The sequence below is a fragment of the Caballeronia sp. LZ065 genome, assembly GCF_031450975.1.
In the GTDB taxonomy this organism is placed as follows: domain Bacteria; phylum Pseudomonadota; class Gammaproteobacteria; order Burkholderiales; family Burkholderiaceae; genus Caballeronia.
Genome location: NZ_JARUXV010000001.1, coordinates 830,213 through 850,079 on the forward strand (window position 1 = coordinate 830,213; position 19,867 = coordinate 850,079).

Below are 19,867 nucleotides of genomic sequence, written 5' to 3' on the forward strand. Positions count from 1 at the left end.
CCTTCACTCGGCGATAACGGACGCATGCGTTTTCCGCCCCGGAGGCTTGCATGGAAGTCACCGATGCGTTTCGCGTTCCGCTCGACCCGGACCACGTCCGGGAGGCGCTGGGCGATCTCGCGCTGGTCCGCGCCAGTCTCGACAATTGCGAATCCTTTACGCGCACGCCGGGCGGCGAGTACGCGCTGACGCTGACCGTGCCGCTCGGCGCACTGCGCGCGCGTTACGAGATTCGCGCGCACCTGGCCGGCCGCACGCGCGACCCGGCTCACGAGCAAGACGCGCAACCCGGCGGCAACGAAGACACAGGCGCCGGCTATGCGCGCACGCTGAGTTTCAAGGCGCGCGGGGAGGGCGTCGGCTCACTGCGCGGACAGATCGCGGTGACGCTGACTCCGCAGGACGAGGGCAGTTCGACGTGGATCGAATACACGGTCTGGGCAACGGTTTCAGGCCCGCTCGCGGGCCTGCCGCCGCGGCAGATCGAGAATGCGCTGCGCGAAGGCGCCGACGATTTCTTCGCCGAATTCTGCGAAGTGGTGCGGGCGAAGCACGGCTTTCCGTCGCTGCGCGCGGTGGGGGGCGACACGCCGCGACGCCACGTGTTTCTCCGCCCGGGCGCGATGTCGACGGTATTGTCGCGACGTCCCGGCGCCACCCGCGGAATCGCCGCCAACCCGCACGCGAGCGGCGTGCTGCGGCATCGTCTGCATGGACAGGCGTTCGGGCATCGCGAGCGCGACCATTCGCATGATCCGCATCCGCTTGGTTTGCCGGCCTGGGCCTGGGCGGCGATGCTCGTGTGCGTCGCGCTGTTCGCGTTCGTGGCGCAGTACATCGGGTTGCAGTAAGGCAGGCGGTATGAGCGCCGATCTGGCTCATCGGCGACAATGCGCCGGTCCAACCCGCGCTCATCCGCCAAGGAGTTGATCATGCCGCGCCGCGCCCTGATCGTCATCGACGTGCAGAACGAGTACGTCACCGGCAACCTGCCGATCGAATATCCCGATGTGAACGTGTCGCTCGCCAACATCGGCCGGGCGATGGACGCCGCACAGCGACACGGCGTGCCGGTCGTCGTCGTGCAGAATTTTGCTCCCGCGAGCGCGCCGATCTTCGCGCGCGGTTCCGCGCTGGCCGACCTGCACGAAACAGTCACGTCGCGGCCGCGCGCGCACTACGTCGAGAAGTCGCTGCCGAGCGCGTTCGCCGGTACCGATCTCGCCGACTGGCTGAGCGCCCACGAGATCGACACGCTCGTGATCGCGGGATACATGACCCACAATTGCGACGATTCCACCGTCAAGCACGCCGTGCATGCCGGCCTTGCCGTGGAGTTTCTCGCCGACGCAACCGGCGCCGTGCCTTACGAAAATCGCGCGGGACGGGCGAGCGCGGAGGAAATTCATCGGGTCTTCACGGTGGTGATGCAGTCGCGCTTCGCCGCCGTGCTCGATACCGCCGAGTGGATCGCCGCGCTCGACACCGGCGAGCCGCCTGTGCGCGACAACATCTACGCGTCGAACCAGCGGGCGCGTGACGTGACGTCAGTCGCCGGCCGGTAGCAACAAGGCCGCGCTGGTGCGCAAGGCGTCCAGGCCGGCGTCGATGAGCGCTTCGGCGTCGCGCTCCGGATCGACGAGATCGGGCAGCATCAGCGAGTCGTGCAGGATGCCGGTGAAGAGGCAGTGCAGCAGGGTCGTGGCGCGGCGGGTGTCGAGCCGGGCGGGCAACTGCTGTTTCTCGACCGCGTTGCGCAGCGCCCGCTCGATGCGCTCCATGCCGTCGCGCATGTTGTTCTGATGGCGCTCGCGCACCGGTCCCATTTCCTCGACGAACTCGCACTTCATGAACAGGATGTCGAAGACGCGCCGGCGCTGCGCGTCCGTCGTGATGTTGTGCATGCACCAGACGAACAGGGCGCGCAGGCGCGCGAGCGGATCTTCTTCCTTGCCGTCCAGCGTGGCCTCGATGAGTTCGTCGAGCGGCAGCAGGCTGCGGTCGAACATTGCGTTGAACAGGTCGCCCTTGTTGGCGAAGTGCCAGTAGATTGCGCCGCGCGTGACGCCCGCCGCCTGCGCGATGTCCGCGAGCGTCGTCCGCGACACGCCTTTTTCATAGAAGACCCGTTCGGCCGCGTCCAGAACGCGATTGCGCGTGGCCTGCGCTTCTTCCTTGGTTCGTCTGACCATATCGTCCGGCCCGTGGACCGTCTGCTCCCTGATGCTGCCCATGAAAGCCGCGCGCGAACGCGGCGATGTCGAAGGTTTGTTGTACGTAATCGATTCCCCGAGCGGATTTTTCTCGTGGCTCATCGGGACAAACACGTACAGTTTTTTACATTCATTCGTGAATGTATATACAATACCACCCGTCGACCGATAGCCCAAGTAGCAGGCGGCGAGTAGTATCCGAACCTAGCTTTCATTTCGATTGCCGTTCTGGCCGTCCTAAGGCCTCGAGGCGGCGCTCCGCGAGCGTCGCGCACGGAATTTGTGAAAGCCCGGCCGCTGGCCGGCGGTTGCGCTCACTGGTCTCACTGGTTTGGTTATTGGTCAGCGTCTTGCGACGCTCGTGCGCGGCATTGCCCGGGGAAGGCCGCTGCGCACCCACTTCACTCTCAGTCTTAGACAGAGGTCGCTCCATGCGTGTCGAACGGGTACCACTCCGCTTAATCACCGCCGCGACGGCTGCCATGTTCCTGGCAGCGTGCGGGCAAAAACAGTCAGCCCCTCCTCCGCAAACGCCGGAAGTCGGCATTGTCACCGTCCAGCCGACGAGCGTGCCGGTCGTCGCCGATCTGCCCGGCCGCACCAGTGCCTTCCTGGTCGCGCAAGTGCGCGCGCGGGTCGACGGCATCGTGCTGCGCCGTGAATTCACCGAAGGCTCGGACGTCAAGGCTGGCCAGCGTCTCTACAAGATCGATCCGGCGCCCTATATCGCCTCGCTGAACACCGCCAAGGCAACGCTTGCGAAGGCGCAGGCGAACGTCGCGACGCAGAACGCGCTGGTGCAGCGCTACAAGGTGCTGGTCGCGGCCAACGCGGTGTCGAAGCAGGACTACGACAACGCCGTGGCGACGCAAGGCCAGGCCGTCGCGGACGTCGCGTCGGGCAAGGCGGCTGTCGATACCGCTCAGATCAACCTGGGCTACACCGACGTGCTCTCGCCGATCTCCGGCCGCACCGGTCTGTCGCAGGTGACGCCGGGCGCCTACGTGCAGGCGAGCGCCGCGACGCTGCTCACGACCGTGCAGCAGCTCGATCCGATCTACGTCGATCTGACGCAGTCCAGCGTCGAGGGTCTCAAGCTGCGCAGGCAGATTCAGGAAGGGCGTCTGCAGACCGATGGCATTCACGCCGCGAAGGTCACGCTGGTGCTCGAGGACGGCCGCACCTACACCGAGCAGGGCAAGCTGCAGTTCTCCGACGTGAGCGTCGACCAGAGCACGGGTTCGGTCACGATCCGCGCGATCTTCCAGAACAAGGACCGCGTGCTGCTGCCCGGCATGTTCGTGCGTGCGCGGATCCAGGAAGGCATGAACGACCACGCGCTGGTCGTGCCGCAGATCGGCATCACGCATGACCAGAAGGGCACGCCGACCGCGCTCGTCGTCAACAAGGACGACAAGGTCGAGCTGCGCCAGCTCGTCACCGGCGGCACCAGCGGCAACAACTGGGTGGTCGACAGCGGCCTGAACCCGGGCGACCGCGTGATCGTGAACGGTGTCGAGAAGGCCAAGCCGGGCATGCAGGTGAAGCCGGTCGCCGCCAAGTTCCCGTATCCGGCATCCGGCGCGCAGGCTGCGTCGGCGCCGGCGGCGTCGGATGCACAAGGCGCACAGGGCGGGTCGGGCACGCAGGGCGCGTCGGCTCCGGCAAACGGCAGCGGCGCACAGCCGGCTTCGGCCGCCTCCGCTGCGTCAGGCGCGTAATAAAAGGGAGCCTGTTACATGGCAAAGTTTTTTATCGATCGACCTATCTTCGCGTGGGTGATCGCGATCATCCTGATGCTGGCTGGGATGGCCTCGATCTTCACGCTGCCGGTCGCGCAGTACCCGACCATCGCGCCGCCCGCGATCCAGATCAGCGCGTCGTATCCGGGCGCATCGGCGAGCACGGTGGAAAACACCGTGACGCAGGTGATCGAGCAGCAGATGACCGGCCTCGACCACTTGCTGTATCTGTCGTCCACGTCGGATGACTCGGGCACGGCCACCGTCACGCTGACGTTCGCGGCGGGCACCAACCCCGATATCGCGCAGGTGCAGGTGCAGAACAAGCTGCAGCTCGCGACGCCGCTCCTGCCGCAGGTCGTGCAGCAGCTCGGCACGAAGGTCACGAAGTCGAGTTCTTCGTTCCTGCTGGTGCTCGCCTTCGTGTCCGAAGACGGCAGCATGAACAAGTACGACCTCGCGAACTACGTGGCGTCGAACATAGCGGATCCGCTCTCGCGTCTCGACGGCGTCGGCACCACCACGCTGTTCGGCTCGCAGTACGCAATGCGCGTCTGGCTGGATGCGACCAAGCTCACGAACTACTCGCTCACGCCGGTGGACGTGAAGAACGCCATCACCAACCAGAACGTGCAGGTGGCGGCGGGCGGGCTGGGCGGCACGCCGGCGGTGCCGGGGCAGATGCTGCAGGCGACCATCACGGAAGCCACGCTGCTGCGCACGCCCGAGCAGTTCGGCGACATCCTGCTGAAGGTGAACCAGGACGGCTCGCAGGTGCGCCTGAAGGACGTGTCGCACATCGAGCTGGGCGGCGAAAACTACAACTTCGACACCAAGTACAACGGCCAGCCGACCGCAGGCTTCGGTATCCAGCTCGCCACCGGCGCGAACGCGCTGGCCACGGCGAAGGCGGTCCGGACGAAGGTCGACGAGCTGTCGAAGTACTTCCCGCACGGTCTCGTCGTCAAGTACCCGTATGACACGACGCCGTTCGTGCGCCTGTCGATCGAAGAAGTGGTCAAGACGCTGATCGAAGGCATCGTGCTGGTGTTCCTCGTGATGTATCTGTTCCTGCAGAACCTGCGGGCGACGATCATCCCGACCATCGCGGTGCCGGTGGTGCTGCTCGGCACCTTCGCGATCATGTCGGCGGTGGGCTTCTCCATCAACGTGCTGTCGATGTTCGGCCTCGTGCTCGCCATCGGCCTCCTGGTGGACGATGCGATCGTGGTCGTGGAGAACGTCGAACGGGTGATGTCCGAGGAGCACTTATCGCCACGCGAGGCCACTCGCAAGGCGATGGACCAGATCACCGGCGCGTTGGTCGGCGTGGCGCTGGTGCTGTCGGCGGTGTTCGTGCCGGTGGCGTTCTCGGGCGGCTCGGTGGGCGCGATCTACCGGCAGTTCTCGCTGACGATCGTCGCCGCGATGGTGCTGTCCGTGATGGTCGCGCTGGTGCTGACGCCGGCCTTGTGCGCGACGATCCTGAAGCCGCATCCGGAAGGCCACGTGGCCGAGAAGAAGGGTTTCTTCGGCTGGTTCAACCGCAATTTCAACAAGAGCCAGGACAAGTATCACAAGGGCGTGCAGCACGTGATCCGGCGCTCGGGCCGCTGGCTGATCATCTATATCGTGGTGATCGTCGCGGTGGGCATGCTGTTCCTGCGTCTGCCGAAGTCGTTCCTGCCCGATGAAGACCAGGGCACGATGTTCGTGCTCGTGCAGGCGCCGGCCGGTTCCACGCAGGAGTACACCGCGCACGTGCTAAAGGACGTGCAGGAGTATCTGCTGAAGGACGAGAAGCCGATCGTCGAGTCGGTGTTCACGGTGAACGGCTTCTCGTTCGCGGGACGCGGCCAGAACTCCGGCCTCGTGTTCGTGCGGATGAAGGACTACGCGGACCGCCAGCACAGCGACCAGAAGGTGCAGGCGCTGGTCGGGCGGATGTTCATGCACTTCGCGCCCTACAAGGACGCGATGATCTTCCCGGTCAATCCGCCTTCGATTCCTGAACTCGGCACGGCGGCGGGCTTCGACTTCGAGCTGCAGGATCGCGCGGGGATGGGGCATGCGAAGCTGATGGAAGCGCGCAACATGCTGCTCGGCATGGCGGCGAAGGACCCGACGCTTGCGCAGGTGCGTCCGAACGGCCTGAACGACACGCCGCAGTTCAAGGTGAACGTCGACCGCGAAAAGGCGAACGCGCTGGGCGTGGCCGTGACGGACATCGACCAGACTTTCTCGATTGCCTGGGCGTCACAGTACGTGAACAACTTCCTCGACGTCGACAACCGGATCAAGAAGGTCTACGTGCAGGGCGATGCGCAGTTCCGCATGACGCCGGACGACCTGAACAAGTGGTACGTGCGCAATGCCTCCGGAACCATGGTGCCGTTTGGCGCGTTCGGGACTGGCGAATGGATCTACGGTTCGCCGAAGCTCGAGCGTTACAACGGTATCTCGGCGATGGAAATCCAGGGCGCGGCCGCGGCGGGCAAATCGACCGGCCAGGCCATGACGGCGATGGAAGCGATCGCGGCGAAGCTGCCGGCGGGGATCGGCTACGAATGGACGGGCCTGTCGTATCAGGAACGCCAGTCGGGTTCGCAGGCGCCGATCCTGTACGGCATCTCGATCCTGGTCGTGTTCCTGTGTCTCGCGGCGCTGTATGAAAGCTGGTCGATTCCGTTCTCGGTCATCATGGTGGTGCCGCTCGGCGTGCTCGGCGCGCTGCTCGCCGCTACCTTGCGCGGTCTGGAGAACGACGTGTTCTTCCAGGTCGGCCTGTTGACGACCGTGGGTCTGTCGGCGAAGAACGCGATTCTGATCGTGGAATTCGCGCGGGAGCTGCGCATGCAGGGCATGTCGACCGTGGAAGCGGCGATGGAAGCGGCGCGGCTGCGGCTGCGCCCGATCCTGATGACCTCGCTCGCGTTCATTCTCGGCGTGATGCCGCTCGCGATCAGCAATGGCGCGGGTTCGGCGAGCCAGCATGCGATCGGCACGGGCGTGATCGGCGGGATGCTGACCGCGACCTTCCTTGCCATCTTCATGATCCCGATGTTCTTCGTCGTGATCTCGAAGTTCAGCAAGAGCAAGGACGTGGCCTCGCCGGGCACCTCGGGCGGCTTCGATGGTCCGCATGGCGGCTCGCACGGCCCGGACGGCTCGCACGGCTCGAATAAGGAAGGACATTGAGATGCTTAAACATTCCTTGATCGCGGCTGCCGTGGCGCTGTTCGCCGCCGGCTGCACCATGGCGCCGAAGTACGAGCGCCCGGCCGCGCCGGTCACGCAGGAGTTCCCGCAGGGCGGCGTCTACGCGACCCAGCCCGACGCAAACTCCACGGCGAGCAACGGCCGCACGGCCAACGGGCAGAGCGCGCCGGAGATCGGCTGGCGCGACTTCTTCGCGGATCCGCGTCTGCAGCAGATCGTCGCGCTCGCGCTGAAGAACAACCGTGACCTGCGCGTGTCGGTGCTGAACGTGCAGGCCGCGCAGGCGCAATACCGCATCACGCGCGCGGGCCTGTTCCCGACGCTCGATGCGGCTGCGTCGCAGAGCAAGCAACGCACGCCGAAAAACCTGTCGTTCTTCGACCAGACGATCTCGAATACCTACAGCGTGGGCCTGAACGCCTCGTGGGAAATCGACTTCTTCGGCCGCATACAGAGCCTGAAGGACCAGGCGCTGGCGCAGTATCTGTCGACGGCGGAATCGCGCAAGGCGGCGGAGATCTCGCTGGTGTCGTCGGTGGCGGACCAGTATCTGACGATGCTCGCCTACGACGATCAGCTTGTCGTCACGCAAAACACGCTGAAGACGGCGCAGGAGTCGTATCGGATCACGAAGCTGCAGTTCGACAACGGCACCGGCTCGGAACTCGATCTGCGCCAGTCGGAAGGCGTCGTGCAGCAGGCGCAGGCGAATCTGCAGGCCCAGGCGCGTCTGCGCGCCCAGGCCGAGAACGCGCTCGTGCTGCTGGTGGGCGAACCGCTGCCGGAAGACCTGCCGAAGGGCATGCCGCTCGACACGCAGAACCTGCTGTCGGACGTTCCGGCGGGCTTGCCTTCGGACCTGCTGACGCGTCGTCCGGATATCGCGGCCGCCGAGCAGTCGCTGCTCGCGGCGAACGCGAACATCGGCGCGGCGCGCGCGGCGTTCTTTCCGAAGGTGTCGCTGACGGGCAGCTTCGGCACGCTTTCGCCGACCCTCGGCGGCTTGTTCAAGCCGGGCTCCGCCGCGTGGTCGTTCGCGCCGACGATCGATCTGCCGATCTTCGAAGGTGGTCAGAACGTGGCGAACCTGGATCTGGCTAACATCCAGAAGCGGGTGGAAATCGCGAATTACGAGAAGGCGATCCAGACCGCGTTCCGCGAAGTGGCGGATGGTCTCGCGGCGCGTGGCACCTACGACGAGCAGATCAAGTCGCTCGAACGCTTCGTGCAGTCGCAAAGCCGCCGTCTGGAGTTGTCCGACCTGCGTTACCGCAACGGCGTGGACAGCTACCTGACCGTGCTGACGGCGCAAACCGACCTGTACTCGGCGCAACAGTTGCTGATCTCGGCGCGCCTGAACCGCCTGACCAACCTCGTCGATCTGTATCAGTATCTCGGCGGCGGCTGGATCGAGCATTCCGGCGATGCCCCGCGTCCCGCGGACGCGCCCGTGGACTACGGTTCGCGGAGCGCGCCGCAGCCGGCCTCGGCGCCGGCGGGCTGACGCCTTCCGTTCCGCTCGATGCGATGAAGCCCGGCCTTGCGCCGGGCTTTTTTTCGCCCGTAACGGCCCTGCGCTGACGGGGTTTGTTGAAATTCAACCAACAAAGACAAACGTTGACGGATCTGCCCGATGATCGGGCGGACTGGATTCGCGCGCTCACTATAATCAATTGTTTGCCGCAGCAAGTACTGCGTCAGTCTCTGTGGCCTGTCCGTGGGATCGTCCGGCGTGTGTTGAGCGCCAGTCGAAACAACGCGTCTGGCTGTATCGAAACGCTGAAATCCCGCGATGCGAGCAAGCAAAAAGATTAGTCATCCCGAAATAATCCGATTCGCCTTCGGACACGACGCGCGACGCCCTGCACGGCGCTCGTCCAGCGCGCGTTTCAGTCCGAAGCGCCAGTGATTCCCACCATCAGGGCTGTCTGAGCGGCCCTCGCATCACAACTTGCGCACCTTGCGCAGCGTGCGCGCGGCCATCGTGGCCGGCGCGCATGACCGCGCACGCGCGGGTCTTCGCGGGTGCTCGCGGGTGCCCGCGGGTGCCCGCGGGTGCCATGCGTCATTTCAATTTCAGTCATCAAAGAGGTTCGCGTTCCATGCGTCTCACACGGATTCCATACCGCCTCATCGGTGTCGCGACGGTCGCCTTGTTGACCGCCGCCTGCGGGGAGAAGCGTCCCGCGATGACGCCGCACACGCCCGAGGTCGGCGTCGTCACGCTCGCACCCGTCACGGTGCCCGTTTCGACCGAACTGACCGGGCGCACCAGCGCCTTCCTCGACGCCCAGGTGCGGGCGCGCGTCGACGGCATCGTGTTGCGCCGCGAGTTCACCGAAGGCAGCGTCGTCAAGGCGGGGCAGCGTCTGTACAAGATCGATCCGGCGCCGTACATCGTGCAGTTGAACAACGCCCGGGCGTCGCTCGCGAAGGCGCGGGCCAATCTCGATTCGACCAGCGCGCAGGCCACGCGCTACAAGGTGCTGGTTGCGTCGAACGCGGTCAGCAGGCAGGACTACGACAACGCCGTCGCCGCGCAGTCGCAGGCTGCGGCGGATGTCGCGTCGGCGAAGGCCGCGATCGACGCCGCGCAGATCAACCTCGGCTACACCGACGTCGTCGCGCCCGTCACGGGCCAGGCCGGCATCTCGCAGGTCACGCCGGGCGCCTATGTGCAGGCCGCGCAAGCCACGCTGATGGTGACGGTCCAGCAGCTCGATCCCATGTATGTGGACCTGACCCAGTCGAGCATCGACGGTCTCAGGCTGCGCCGGCAGATCCAGGAAGGGCGGCTCGCCACCCACGGCCCGAACGCGGCGAAGGTGAGCCTGATCCTCGAGGACGGCCGTGCGTATCCCGAGCAGGGCAAGCTGCAATTCAGCGACGTCACCGTGGACCCGTCCACCGGCTCCGTGACCGTGCGCGCGATCTTCGAGAACAAGGACCGCGTGCTGCTGCCGGGCATGTTCGTGCGCGCGCGCATCGAGGAAGGCGTGAATCCGAACGCGCTGGTCGTGCCCGTGCAGGGCGTGTCGCACGACCAGAAGGGCGGGGCGCAGGCCATGGTCGTCGGCCGCGACGACCGTGTGGCGTTGCGTCCGCTCGTCACCGGCGGCACTTACGGACAGAACTGGATCGTGGAGAGCGGACTTCAGCCGGGCGAGCGCGTGGTCGTCGAGGGCATCGACAAGGTGCGTCCCGGCATGACGGTGAAGACGCAGCCCGCGCATCTGCCGGAAGCGGCCGGCGCCGCGCCGGCGGCCGCTTCCGGTGCTGCCACGGCCGCCGGTGCGTAAGGACGGGAGACACGCGCCATGGCCAATTTCTTCATCGATCGCCCGATTTTCGCGTGGGTGATCTCCATCATCCTGATGCTGGCGGGCGCGGCGTCGGTCGCGACCTTGCCGGTCGCGCAGTATCCGACGATCGCACCGCCCGCCGTCCAGATTTCCGCCACCTATCCGGGCGCCTCGGCCCAGACCGTCGAAAACACGGTGACGCAGGTGATCGAGCAGCAGATGAGCGGGCTCGACCATCTGCTGTACCTGTCCTCCAACTCCGACGACAGCGGCACCGCCACCGTCACGCTGACCTTCGCCGCCGGCACCAATGCCGATATCGCGCAGGTGCAGGTGCAGAACCGGCTGCAACTGGCCACGCCGAACCTCCCGCAGGTCGTGCAGCAGCTCGGCACCAGTGTGTCGAAGTCGAGCAGCAGCTTCCTGCTGGTGCTTGCGTTCGTGTCGAGGGACGGCAGCATGAGCCGCGAGGATCTCGCGAACTACGTGGCGTCGAACGTGCAGGATCCGGTGAGCCGTCTCAACGGCGTCGGCACGGTGACGCTGTTCGGCACGCAATACGCGATGCGCATCTGGCTCGACCCGAACAAGCTGACGCAGTACAGCCTCACGCCGGTGGATGTGCAGAACGCGCTGCAGACGCAGAACGTGCAGGTCGCGGCGGGGCAGCTGGGCGGCACGCCCGCCGTGCCCGGCCAGGCCATGCAGGCGACCATCACGGAGGCCACCTTGCTGCGCACGCCCGAGCAGTTCGGCAACGTGCTGCTCAAGGTGAACCAGGACGGCTCGCAGGTGCGCATCAAGGACGTCGCGCGCGTGGGCCTGGGCGGCGAGAACTACATCTTCGAGACGCGCTACAACGGCAAGCCGGCCGCCGGCTTCGGCATCCAGCTCGCGACCGGGGCGAACGCGCTGGCCACCGCCAACGCCGTGCGCGCGAAGATCGACGAACTCTCGAAGTTCTTCCCGCCGGGGCTGGTCGTCGAGTATCCCTACGACATGACGCCGTTCGTCAGGCAGTCCATCAGCGAAGTGGTGAAGACGCTGTTCGAGGCCATCGTGCTGGTGTTCCTCGTGATGTACCTGTTCCTGCAGAACCTGCGCGCCACGCTGATCCCTACGCTGGCCGTGCCGGTGGTGCTGCTCGGCACCTTCGCGATCATGTCGGCGGCGGGGTTCTCGATCAACACGCTGTCGATGTTCGGCATGGTGCTCGCCATCGGCCTGCTGGTGGATGACGCGATCGTCGTGGTGGAGAACGTCGAGCGCGTGATGACCGAGGAAGGTCTCGGTCCGAAGGAGGCCACGCGCCGCGCCATGAGCCAGATCACCGGCGCGCTGGTCGGCGTGGCGCTGGTGCTGGCGGCGGTGTTCGTGCCGGTGGCGTTCTCGGGCGGCTCGGTGGGCGCGATCTACCGGCAGTTCTCGCTGACGATCGTGGCCTCCATGGGCCTCTCCGTGCTCACGGCGATGATCCTCACGCCGGCGCTGTGCGCCACGCTCCTGAAGCCGCTGCCGCCGGGACACGGGCCGAAGACGACCGGCTTCTTCGGCTGGTTCAACCGGGTCTTCGCGCGCAGCCAGGAGAAGTATCACGACGGCGTGTATCAGGTGATCCGCCGCTCGGGCCGCTTCATGATCGTCTATCTGGTGATCATCGCGGCGGTCGCGCTGCTGTTCGCGCGCCTGCCGAAAGCCTTCCTGCCCGACGAGGACCAGGGGATGATGTTCGTGCTCGTCGCCACGCCCGCCGGCTCCACGCAGGAACTGACGCAGCGCGCGCTCGACGACGTCTCGGGCTATCTGCTCAAGCAGGAAGGCGCGATCGTCGAATCGGCTTTCACCGTGAACGGCTACAGCTTCGCGGGGCGCGGCCAGAATGCGGGCCTCGTGTTCGTGCGCCTGAAGGACTTCGCCCAGCGCACCAGCGCAAAGGCGAAGGTGCAGGCGCTGGTCGGCCGGACCTTCGGGCACTTCGCGGGCTACAAGAACGCGCTGGTGTTTCCGGTGAATCCGCCGTCCATTCCGGAACTCGGCACGGCGTCGGGCTTCGACTTCGAATTGCAGGATCGCGCGGGGCTCGGTCACGAGAAGCTGATGCAGGCGCGCGCGATGTTGCTCGGCATGGCGGCGAAGGATCCGTCGCTGGCGCAGGTGCGTCCGAACGGCCTCAACGACAACGCGCAGTTCCGCGTCAACATCGACCGCCAGAAGGCGCTCTCGCAGGGCGTGGATCCGTCGGCGATCGACCAGACCTTCTCGATTGCGTGGGCGTCGAAGTACGTCAATAACTTCCTCGATACCGACAGCCGCATCAAGAAGGTCTACCTGCAGGGCGATGCGCCGTTCCGCATGGCGCCGAAGAACATCGACAGCTGGTACGTGCGCAATGCGTCGGGCGCGATGGTGCCGTTCTCGTCGTTCGCAACCGGCAGCTGGAGCTACGGCTCGCCGAAACTCGAACGCTACAACGGCCACTCGTCGATCGAAATCCAGGGTGTTGCCGCGCCGGGCAAATCCACCGGGCAGGCCATGAACGCGATGGAAGCGCTCGCGGCGAAGCTGCCGGCGGGCATCGGCTTCGAGTGGACCGGGCTGTCCTATCAGCAGATCCAGTCCGGTTCCCAGGCGCCCGTCCTGTACGGCATCTCGATCCTCGTCGTGTTCCTGTGTCTCGCGGCGCTGTACGAGAGCTGGTCGGTGCCGTTTGCCGTGATCATGGTCGTGCCGCTCGGCGTGATCGGCGCGCTGTTTGCCGTGTCGCTGCGCGGTCTGGAAAACGACGTGTTCTTCCAGGTCGGCCTGCTGACCACGGTGGGGCTGTCGGCGAAGAACGCCATTCTGATCGTCGAGTTCGCGCGCGACCTGCAACTCACGCAGAAGATGGGGCCGGTCGAAGCAGCGATGGAAGCGGCGCGCCTGCGTCTGCGGCCCATTTTGATGACCTCGCTGGCTTTCATCCTCGGCACGCTGCCGCTCGCCCTCAGCAACGGCGCCGGATCGGGCAGCCAGCACGCGATCGGCACGGGCGTGATCGGCGGCATGCTCACCGCGACTTTCCTGGCCATTTTCATGGTGCCGATGTTCTTCGTCGTCGTGCGTTCGCGCTTCGGCGGCGACAAGGAGGATCCGCAAGCCGCGCTCGCGCACTACGACCAGAAACGCCGCGCGGAAGCAGGCAAGGAGGGACACTGACATGCTGAGATTGACCTTGATTGCCACCGCCATCGCGTGGCTTGCCAGCGGCTGCACGCTGGCGCCGAAGTACGCGCAGCCGGCATTGCCGGTGCCGGCGGGCTATCGCCGATGGCGTGTACGCGGCGCAAGCGGCACAAGTCACGCCCGCTACCCCGGCCGCCGATGTCGGCTGGCGCGATTTCTTCGTCGATGCCCGCTTGCAGGAGTTCATCGACATCGCGTTGCGCAACAACCGCGACCTGCGCGTCGCGGTGCTGAACGTGCAGGCGGCGCAGGCGCAATACCGCATCGCGCGCGCCGGGCTGCTGCCGTCGGTGAGCGCGCAGGGGGGACAGACGAAGCAGCGCACGCCGCGGAATCTCGCGATCGCCAACCAGACGATCCAGAACAGCTACTCCGTGGGCCTGAACGCATCGTGGGAGATCGACCTGTTCGGCCGCGTGCAGAGCCTGAAGGACCAGGCGCTCGCCACCTACTTCGCGACCGCCTACGCACGCAAGGCGGCCGAGATCTCGCTGGTCGGTCAGGTGGCCACGCAATACCTGCAAGTGCTGCAAGCCGACGACCTGCTCGCCGTCACGCGCCAGACACTGAAAAGCGCGGGCGATTCCTTCGGCATCGTCAAGCTGCAGTTCGACAACGGCACCGCGTCGGAGCTGGACCTGAGCCAGTCGCAAACCGTGATGGAAACCGCGGCGGCCAATCTGCAGGCGCAGGAACGCGCGCGGGCCCAGGCCGTGAACGCGCTCGCGCTGCTGCTCGGCGAACCCGTGCCGGACGATCTGCCGGAAGGCCAGCCGCTCGCCCGCCAGACGATGCTGACCGATCTGCCGGCGGGACTGCCGTCGGACTTGCTGCTGCGCCGGCCCGACATCATGGAGGCGGAGCAGAACCTGATCGCGGCCAATGCAAACATCGGCGCGGCGCGCGCGGCGTTCTTTCCGAGCATTTCGCTGACCGGCAGCTTCGGTACGCTGAGCCCGTCGCTCGGCGGGCTGTTCAAGCCGGGCTCGGCTGCCTGGAGCTTCGCGCCGACCCTCACCTTGCCGATCTTTTCGGGCGGCCAGAATGTCGCGAACCTGGACCTGGCGAACGTCAGCGAGCGGATCGAGGTGGCGCGCTACGAGAAGACCATCCAGGCGGCGTTCCGCGACGTCGCTGATGGTCTCGCCGCGCGCGGCACCTTCGACCAGCAGATCGCGGCGCTCGAGCGGGACACGGCGGCGCAGCAGCGTCGTCTGGATCTTTCGACACTGCGCTACCGGCAAGGTGTCGATGGCTATCTGAACGTGCTGACGGCGCAGCAGGATCTCTATGCCGCGCAACAGACGCTCGTTTCCGCGCGCACGCAGCGGCTGGTGAATCTGGTGAGCCTGTATCAGGCGCTGGGTGGCGGGTGGGTCGAGAAGACGGGGGACGCGCCGCGTCCGGCCGACGCGAGTTCGTGATCTGCGCAGGCGGTGTCGTGAGGCGCTTGCCGCTTACGCGGCGCGAGGCACCTGCCGCTCACGCGCATGAGGCGCTTGTTGCTCACGCACCACGAAGCGCTTGCCGCTCACGCGCCGCGAGGTACCTGCCGCTTGCGCGCCACAAGGCGCCTGCCGCTTACGCGCCGCGAGGCGCTTACCGCTCACGTGGCGTGAGGCGCCTGCCTCTCGCGTGCCGTGAGGCGCCTGCCGCTTAAGCGCCGTGAGGCGCTTGCCGCTCACGTGGCGTGAGGCGTCTGCCACTCGCGTGCCGTGAGGCACCTGCCGCTCACGCCCCGCAACCCGCCTTCAGATCAAGCTCACACGCTTTCGCACCCCAAAAAAAACGCCGCAACTTTCATCGCGGCGCTCAACGCAAGCACTTCCTGGGACTACTCCGTCGTCAATGCGCGTCGCCCGCGTGGGCCGCGCCATCGAAATCGTGCGCGGCTTCGCGAATCTCGCGCCGCGCCTGGCGTTCCTTGCGCACGCCATTGAACACGATGTTCAAGATCACCGCCGTCACCGAGGCCAGCAGAATGCCGCTGTGGAGGATCGGTTCGAGCGCGTGCGGCAGCTGGGTGAAGAACTTCGGCGCGACGACCGGCACCATGCCCATGCCCACGCTGACCGCGACGATGAACAGGTTGTGATGATTGGTCGAGAAGTCCACGCGCGACAGCGTCTTGATGCCGTTTGCCGCGACCATGCCGAACATCACGATGCCCGCGCCGCCCAGCACGAACGGCGGCACGGAAGCCACGACCTGCGCCATCTTCGGGAACAGGCCGAGCACGACGAGAATGACGCCGCCGGTCGCGCAGACGAAGCGGCTCTTCACGCCGGTCACGCCGATCAAGCCGACATTCTGCGAAAACGACGTGTGCGGGAACGAGTTGAAGACGCCGCCGATTAGCGTGCCGAGGCCATCGACGCGCAGTCCGCGCACCAGCGCCTTCTGATCGACGGGACGCTCGACCAGATCGCCGACCGCGAGGAACATGCCGGTCGATTCGATGAACGTGACGAACATGACGATGACCATCGTCGCGACCGAGAGCGGATCGAAATGCGGCAGACCGAAGTGGAACGGCAGCACGACGCCGACCCACGGCGCATGGGCCACGCCCTCCATGTTCACGCGGCCGAGCAGCGCGGCGATGACGAAGCCCGCGACGATCCCAAGCAGCACCGAGATATTGGCGATGAAGCCGCGCGCGAACTTGTTGATGAGCAGGATCAGCGAGAGCACAACCAGCGAGAGCAGCAGGAACACCGGGTTGCCGTAGTCGGGATTGCCGATGCCGCCCGCCGCCCAGTTGATGCCGACGCCCATCAGCGAGAGCCCGATCACCGCGATGACCGTGCCCACCACGACCGGCGGGAAGAAGCGCAGCAGCTTGCCGATCATCGGCGCGAGCAGGATGCCGATCACGCCGGCTGCGATGGTCGAGCCGAATACATCGAGAATGCCGAGCGAGGGATTCGTGCCGATCGCAACCATCGGGCCGACCGCGGCGAAGGTGCAGCCCATGATGACCGGCAGGCGGATGCCGAAGATCCACAGGCCGAGCGTCTGGATCAGCGTCGCGACGCCGCAGGAGAACAGGTCAGCGCTGATGAGGAACGCGACCTGGTCCTTCGGCAAGCCCATCGCGGCGCCGAGGATCAGCGGCACCGCGACCGCGCCGGCGTACATGACCAGCACGTGCTGGATGCCCAAGGTCAACAACTGACCGGCAGGTAGCCGCTCGTCGCACGGATGCACGGACGGATTCACCGAACTTGATGCCATGTCTCTCTCCTTTATTGCCTTCTCACTGGAATGGCCTCCACGTTAAGTGCATCAAAATGCATGAACAAGACTACGCGGCGCTATACGTCGCGTTCGCCCGCCGATATGGATCAGGCGCGGCGGCGCGAACGCAAACGTGCGCAAGTCCCGGCCACAAGGGGTTTGACGCATTGCAAGGGAAATTCGTCGGGTCGTGCAAGGCGGACTTCCTGCGGTGCTCGTTATGATGTGCATTACCCCGCGCGTATAGTCGATTTTCGGCGCGGGTCGCGTGGCGCAGGGGTAAACCCCCGTTTTGCGCGTTTTCCCTAAGGCCTTTTTCCGCTTCCGCCATCCCATGGTTTTTTCTGGAATCGATGCGCTTTACATCGCCGGTCCGTCGCTCGACGAACGCTTCTTGCGCTGCCTCGATCCGACCACGCGGTCCGCAGGCGGGTTCACGGTCCGCCGCGAGAGCGCTTAAACTTGCGTACCCTCGAAGCCGATGCAACGCGCGCCGCGCATCATGAAGCGCCGCTTCATATGAGCGGGGCATGATGTCCGCTATCGTCCCGCTCACTCCGGAATCCGCCATGCCCGCACCTTCGCCGTCCCATCCCGACTTCCGTTCGCGCGCCTTCCTGCTGGACCACGTACTGCGCACGATGACCTTCTATCATCCACACTGCATGGACCCGGCGGGCGGCTTCTTCCACTACTACAAGAACGACGGCACGATCTACGACCGCACCTCGCGGCATCTGGTGTCGAGCACGCGCTTCGTCTTCAACTACGCGATGGCCTACAAGCATTGGGGCATGGACGAATATCGCGGCGGCGTGGTGCATGGGATCAACTATCTGCGCGAGTTTCACCGCAATCCGCAGACGGGCGGCTATGCGTGGACGCTGAACGGCCGTGAAGTGACGGATGCGACCAATCATTGCTACGGGCTGGCGTTCGTCATGCTTGCGTATGCGAAGGCGGTCGAAGCCGGCGTCGACGAGGCGCGCGCCTATCTCGACGAAACCTGGGATTTGATGGAAGCCCGCTTCTGGGACGCGCCGCACGGTCTCTACAAGGACGAGGCGAGCGCGGACTGGCAGGTGTCGGACTATCGCGGCCAGAACGCCAACATGCACACCTGCGAGGCGCTGCTCGCCGCGTTCGAGGCCACCGGCGTCGGGCGCTATCTCGACCGCGCGGCGCTGCTCGCCGACAACATGGTGAACCGTCAGGCGGCGCTCGCGGGCGGCCTCGTGTGGGAGCACTACAAGCCGGACTGGTCCGTCGACTGGGACTACAACAAGGGCGACCGCAGCAACATCTTCCGGCCGTGGGGCTTCCAGCCGGGACATCAGACCGAATGGGCGAAGCTGCTGCTGATTCTCGACCGGCATCGTCCGGAAGCATGGCATGCCACGCGCGCGCGCGAACTGTTCGACCGGGCGCTGGAGCGCTCATGGGATCACGAGCACGGCGGCATGGTCTATGGCTTCGATCCCGAAGGCCAGTTCTACGACGAGGACAAGTATTTCTGGGTGCAGGCGGAATCGCTCGCCGCGGCGGCGCTGCTCGCGGAGCACGCGCGCAACGCGGGCGACACGGCGCTCGCCGCACGCTACTGGAGCGACTACGACCGCCTGTGGGCCTATTCCTGGGAACATTTCGTCGATCACAAGTGGGGCGCGTGGTATCGCATCCTGACGCGCGACAACCGCCAGTACAGCGACGAAAAGAGTCCCGCCGGCAAGACCGACTATCACACGATGGGCGCATGCTACGAAGTCTTGAACGTCGTGCGCTGAACCGAATTCGCTACAAAACCGAGGAGCTGAACGATGAAGACGAAAGCCGCAATCGCATGGGAAGCAGGCAAGCCGCTGACGATCGAAGAGGTCGATCTCGAAGGTCCGCGCGCCGGTGAGGTGCTGATCGAAGTCAAGGCGACCGGCATCTGCCATACCGACTACTACACGCTGTCCGGCGCTGATCCCGAAGGCATCTTCCCCGCCATCCTCGGGCACGAGGGCGCGGGCGTCGTGGTCGATGTCGGGCCGGGCGTCGGCACATTGCGCAAGGGCGATCACGTCATTCCCCTCTACACGCCGGAATGCCGCGAATGCAAGTTCTGCCTGTCGCGCAAGACGAATCTCTGCCAGAAGATCCGCGCGACGCAGGGCCGTGGCCTGATGCCCGATGCCACCTCGCGTTTCTCGCTCGGCGGCAAGCCGCTGTTCCACTACATGGGCACGTCCACATTCTCGAACTACATCGTCGTGCCGGAGATCGCCGTCGCCAAGGTGCGTGAAGACGCGCCCTTCGACAAGATCTGCTACATCGGCTGCGGCGTGACCACGGGCGTCGGCGCGGTGGTGTACTCGGCGAAGGTCGAGGCGGGCGCGAACGTCGTCGTGTTCGGGCTGGGCGGCATCGGATTGAACGTAATCCAGGGCGCGAAGATGGTTGGCGCGGACAAGATCATCGGCGTCGATATCAATCCGGGCCGCATCGAGCTGGCGAAGAAATTCGGCATGACCCACTTCATCAACCCGAAGGAAGTGGAGAACGTCGTCGATCACATCGTGCAGCTGACCGACGGCGGCGCGGACTATTCGTTCGAATGCGTCGGCAACACGACGCTGATGCGCCAGGCGCTCGAATGCACGCACAAGGGCTGGGGGCAGTCGTTCATCATCGGCGTGGCGGCGGCCGGCCAGGAAATCAGCACGCGGCCATTCCAGCTGGTCACGGGCCGCGAATGGAAGGGCTCGGCGTTCGGCGGCGCGCGCGGACGCACCGATGTGCCGAAGATCGTCGACTGGTACATGGAAGGCAAGATCAATATCGACGACCTGATCACGCACCATCTCAAGCTCGAACAGATCAACGACGGCTTCGACCTGATGAAGAAGGGCGAATCGATCCGCTCGGTCGTGGTCTACTGAACCCG

Annotated in this window: 11 protein-coding genes and 1 pseudogene; 10 read left to right on the forward strand and 2 right to left on the reverse strand. The window is 65.6% G+C overall.

Going from position 1 to position 19,867, the window contains the following annotated elements; translation table 11 throughout:
* Positions 1–50: 50 nt before the first annotated feature.
* Together QCE63_RS03890 and QCE63_RS03895 are read left to right on the forward strand one after the other, a co-directional pair.
* Positions 51–851 carry an SRPBCC domain-containing protein gene (locus QCE63_RS03890; protein ID WP_309830704.1) on the forward strand — a complete coding sequence of 267 codons (801 nt, stop codon included), beginning with the start codon at positions 51–53 and terminating at the stop codon, positions 849–851.
* A gap of 81 nt (positions 852–932) precedes the next feature.
* Positions 933–1,565, forward strand: coding sequence for a cysteine hydrolase family protein (locus tag QCE63_RS03895; protein ID WP_309830706.1), 633 nt, complete (start codon positions 933–935; stop codon positions 1,563–1,565).
* Here the strand turns inward: QCE63_RS03895 and QCE63_RS03900 are convergent.
* The gene (locus QCE63_RS03900; protein ID WP_309833674.1) at positions 1,548–2,192 is read right to left on the reverse strand and encodes a TetR family transcriptional regulator; all 645 of its coding nucleotides are present in this window, start codon (positions 2,190–2,192) and stop codon (positions 1,548–1,550) included. The genes QCE63_RS03895 and QCE63_RS03900 overlap by 18 nt on opposite strands.
* 452 nt (positions 2,193–2,644) lie before the next feature.
* Between QCE63_RS03900 and QCE63_RS03905 the strand changes: the two genes are divergently transcribed.
* The 6 genes and pseudogenes from QCE63_RS03905 (at position 2,645) to QCE63_RS03930 (ending at position 15,122) form a co-directional block, all read left to right on the forward strand.
* Complete coding sequence (locus tag QCE63_RS03905) at positions 2,645–3,934, forward strand: efflux RND transporter periplasmic adaptor subunit (protein WP_309830709.1); 1,290 nt, start codon at positions 2,645–2,647, stop codon at positions 3,932–3,934.
* A gap of 18 nt (positions 3,935–3,952) precedes the next feature.
* Entirely contained in the window at positions 3,953–7,153 is a 3,201-nt protein-coding gene (locus tag QCE63_RS03910) for an efflux RND transporter permease subunit (RefSeq protein WP_309830711.1), read from the forward strand.
* A gap of 1 nt (position 7,154) precedes the next feature.
* On the forward strand, positions 7,155–8,678 hold the full coding sequence (locus tag QCE63_RS03915) for an efflux transporter outer membrane subunit (protein WP_309830713.1): 1,524 nt from the start codon (positions 7,155–7,157) through the stop codon (positions 8,676–8,678).
* Positions 8,679–9,276: 598 nt separating this feature from the next.
* Positions 9,277–10,473, forward strand: a complete 1,197-nt coding sequence (locus QCE63_RS03920; RefSeq protein WP_309830717.1) for an efflux RND transporter periplasmic adaptor subunit — start codon at positions 9,277–9,279, stop codon at positions 10,471–10,473.
* A gap of 18 nt (positions 10,474–10,491) precedes the next feature.
* A complete protein-coding gene (locus QCE63_RS03925; protein ID WP_309830720.1) occupies positions 10,492–13,671 on the forward strand; it encodes an efflux RND transporter permease subunit in 3,180 nt (1,059 codons plus the stop codon).
* A 1-nt stretch (position 13,672) separates the two neighbouring features.
* Positions 13,673–15,122: pseudogene (locus QCE63_RS03930) on the forward strand (efflux transporter outer membrane subunit).
* 421 nt (positions 15,123–15,543) lie between these two features.
* On the opposite strand, the gene QCE63_RS03935 reads toward QCE63_RS03930, so the two are convergent.
* A complete protein-coding gene (locus tag QCE63_RS03935) occupies positions 15,544–16,935 on the reverse strand; it encodes a nucleobase:cation symporter-2 family protein (RefSeq protein WP_309830723.1) in 1,392 nt (463 codons plus the stop codon).
* 572 nt (positions 16,936–17,507) lie between these two features.
* Between QCE63_RS03935 and QCE63_RS03940 the strand changes: the two genes are divergently transcribed.
* Both QCE63_RS03940 and QCE63_RS03945 read left to right on the forward strand, forming a co-directional pair.
* Entirely contained in the window at positions 17,508–18,722 is a 1,215-nt protein-coding gene (locus QCE63_RS03940; protein WP_309830725.1) for an AGE family epimerase/isomerase, read from the forward strand.
* A 33-nt stretch (positions 18,723–18,755) separates the two neighbouring features.
* The gene (locus QCE63_RS03945; protein ID WP_309830727.1) at positions 18,756–19,862 is read left to right on the forward strand and encodes an S-(hydroxymethyl)glutathione dehydrogenase/class III alcohol dehydrogenase; all 1,107 of its coding nucleotides are present in this window, start codon (positions 18,756–18,758) and stop codon (positions 19,860–19,862) included.
* The last annotated feature ends 5 nt before the right edge of the window (positions 19,863–19,867 follow it).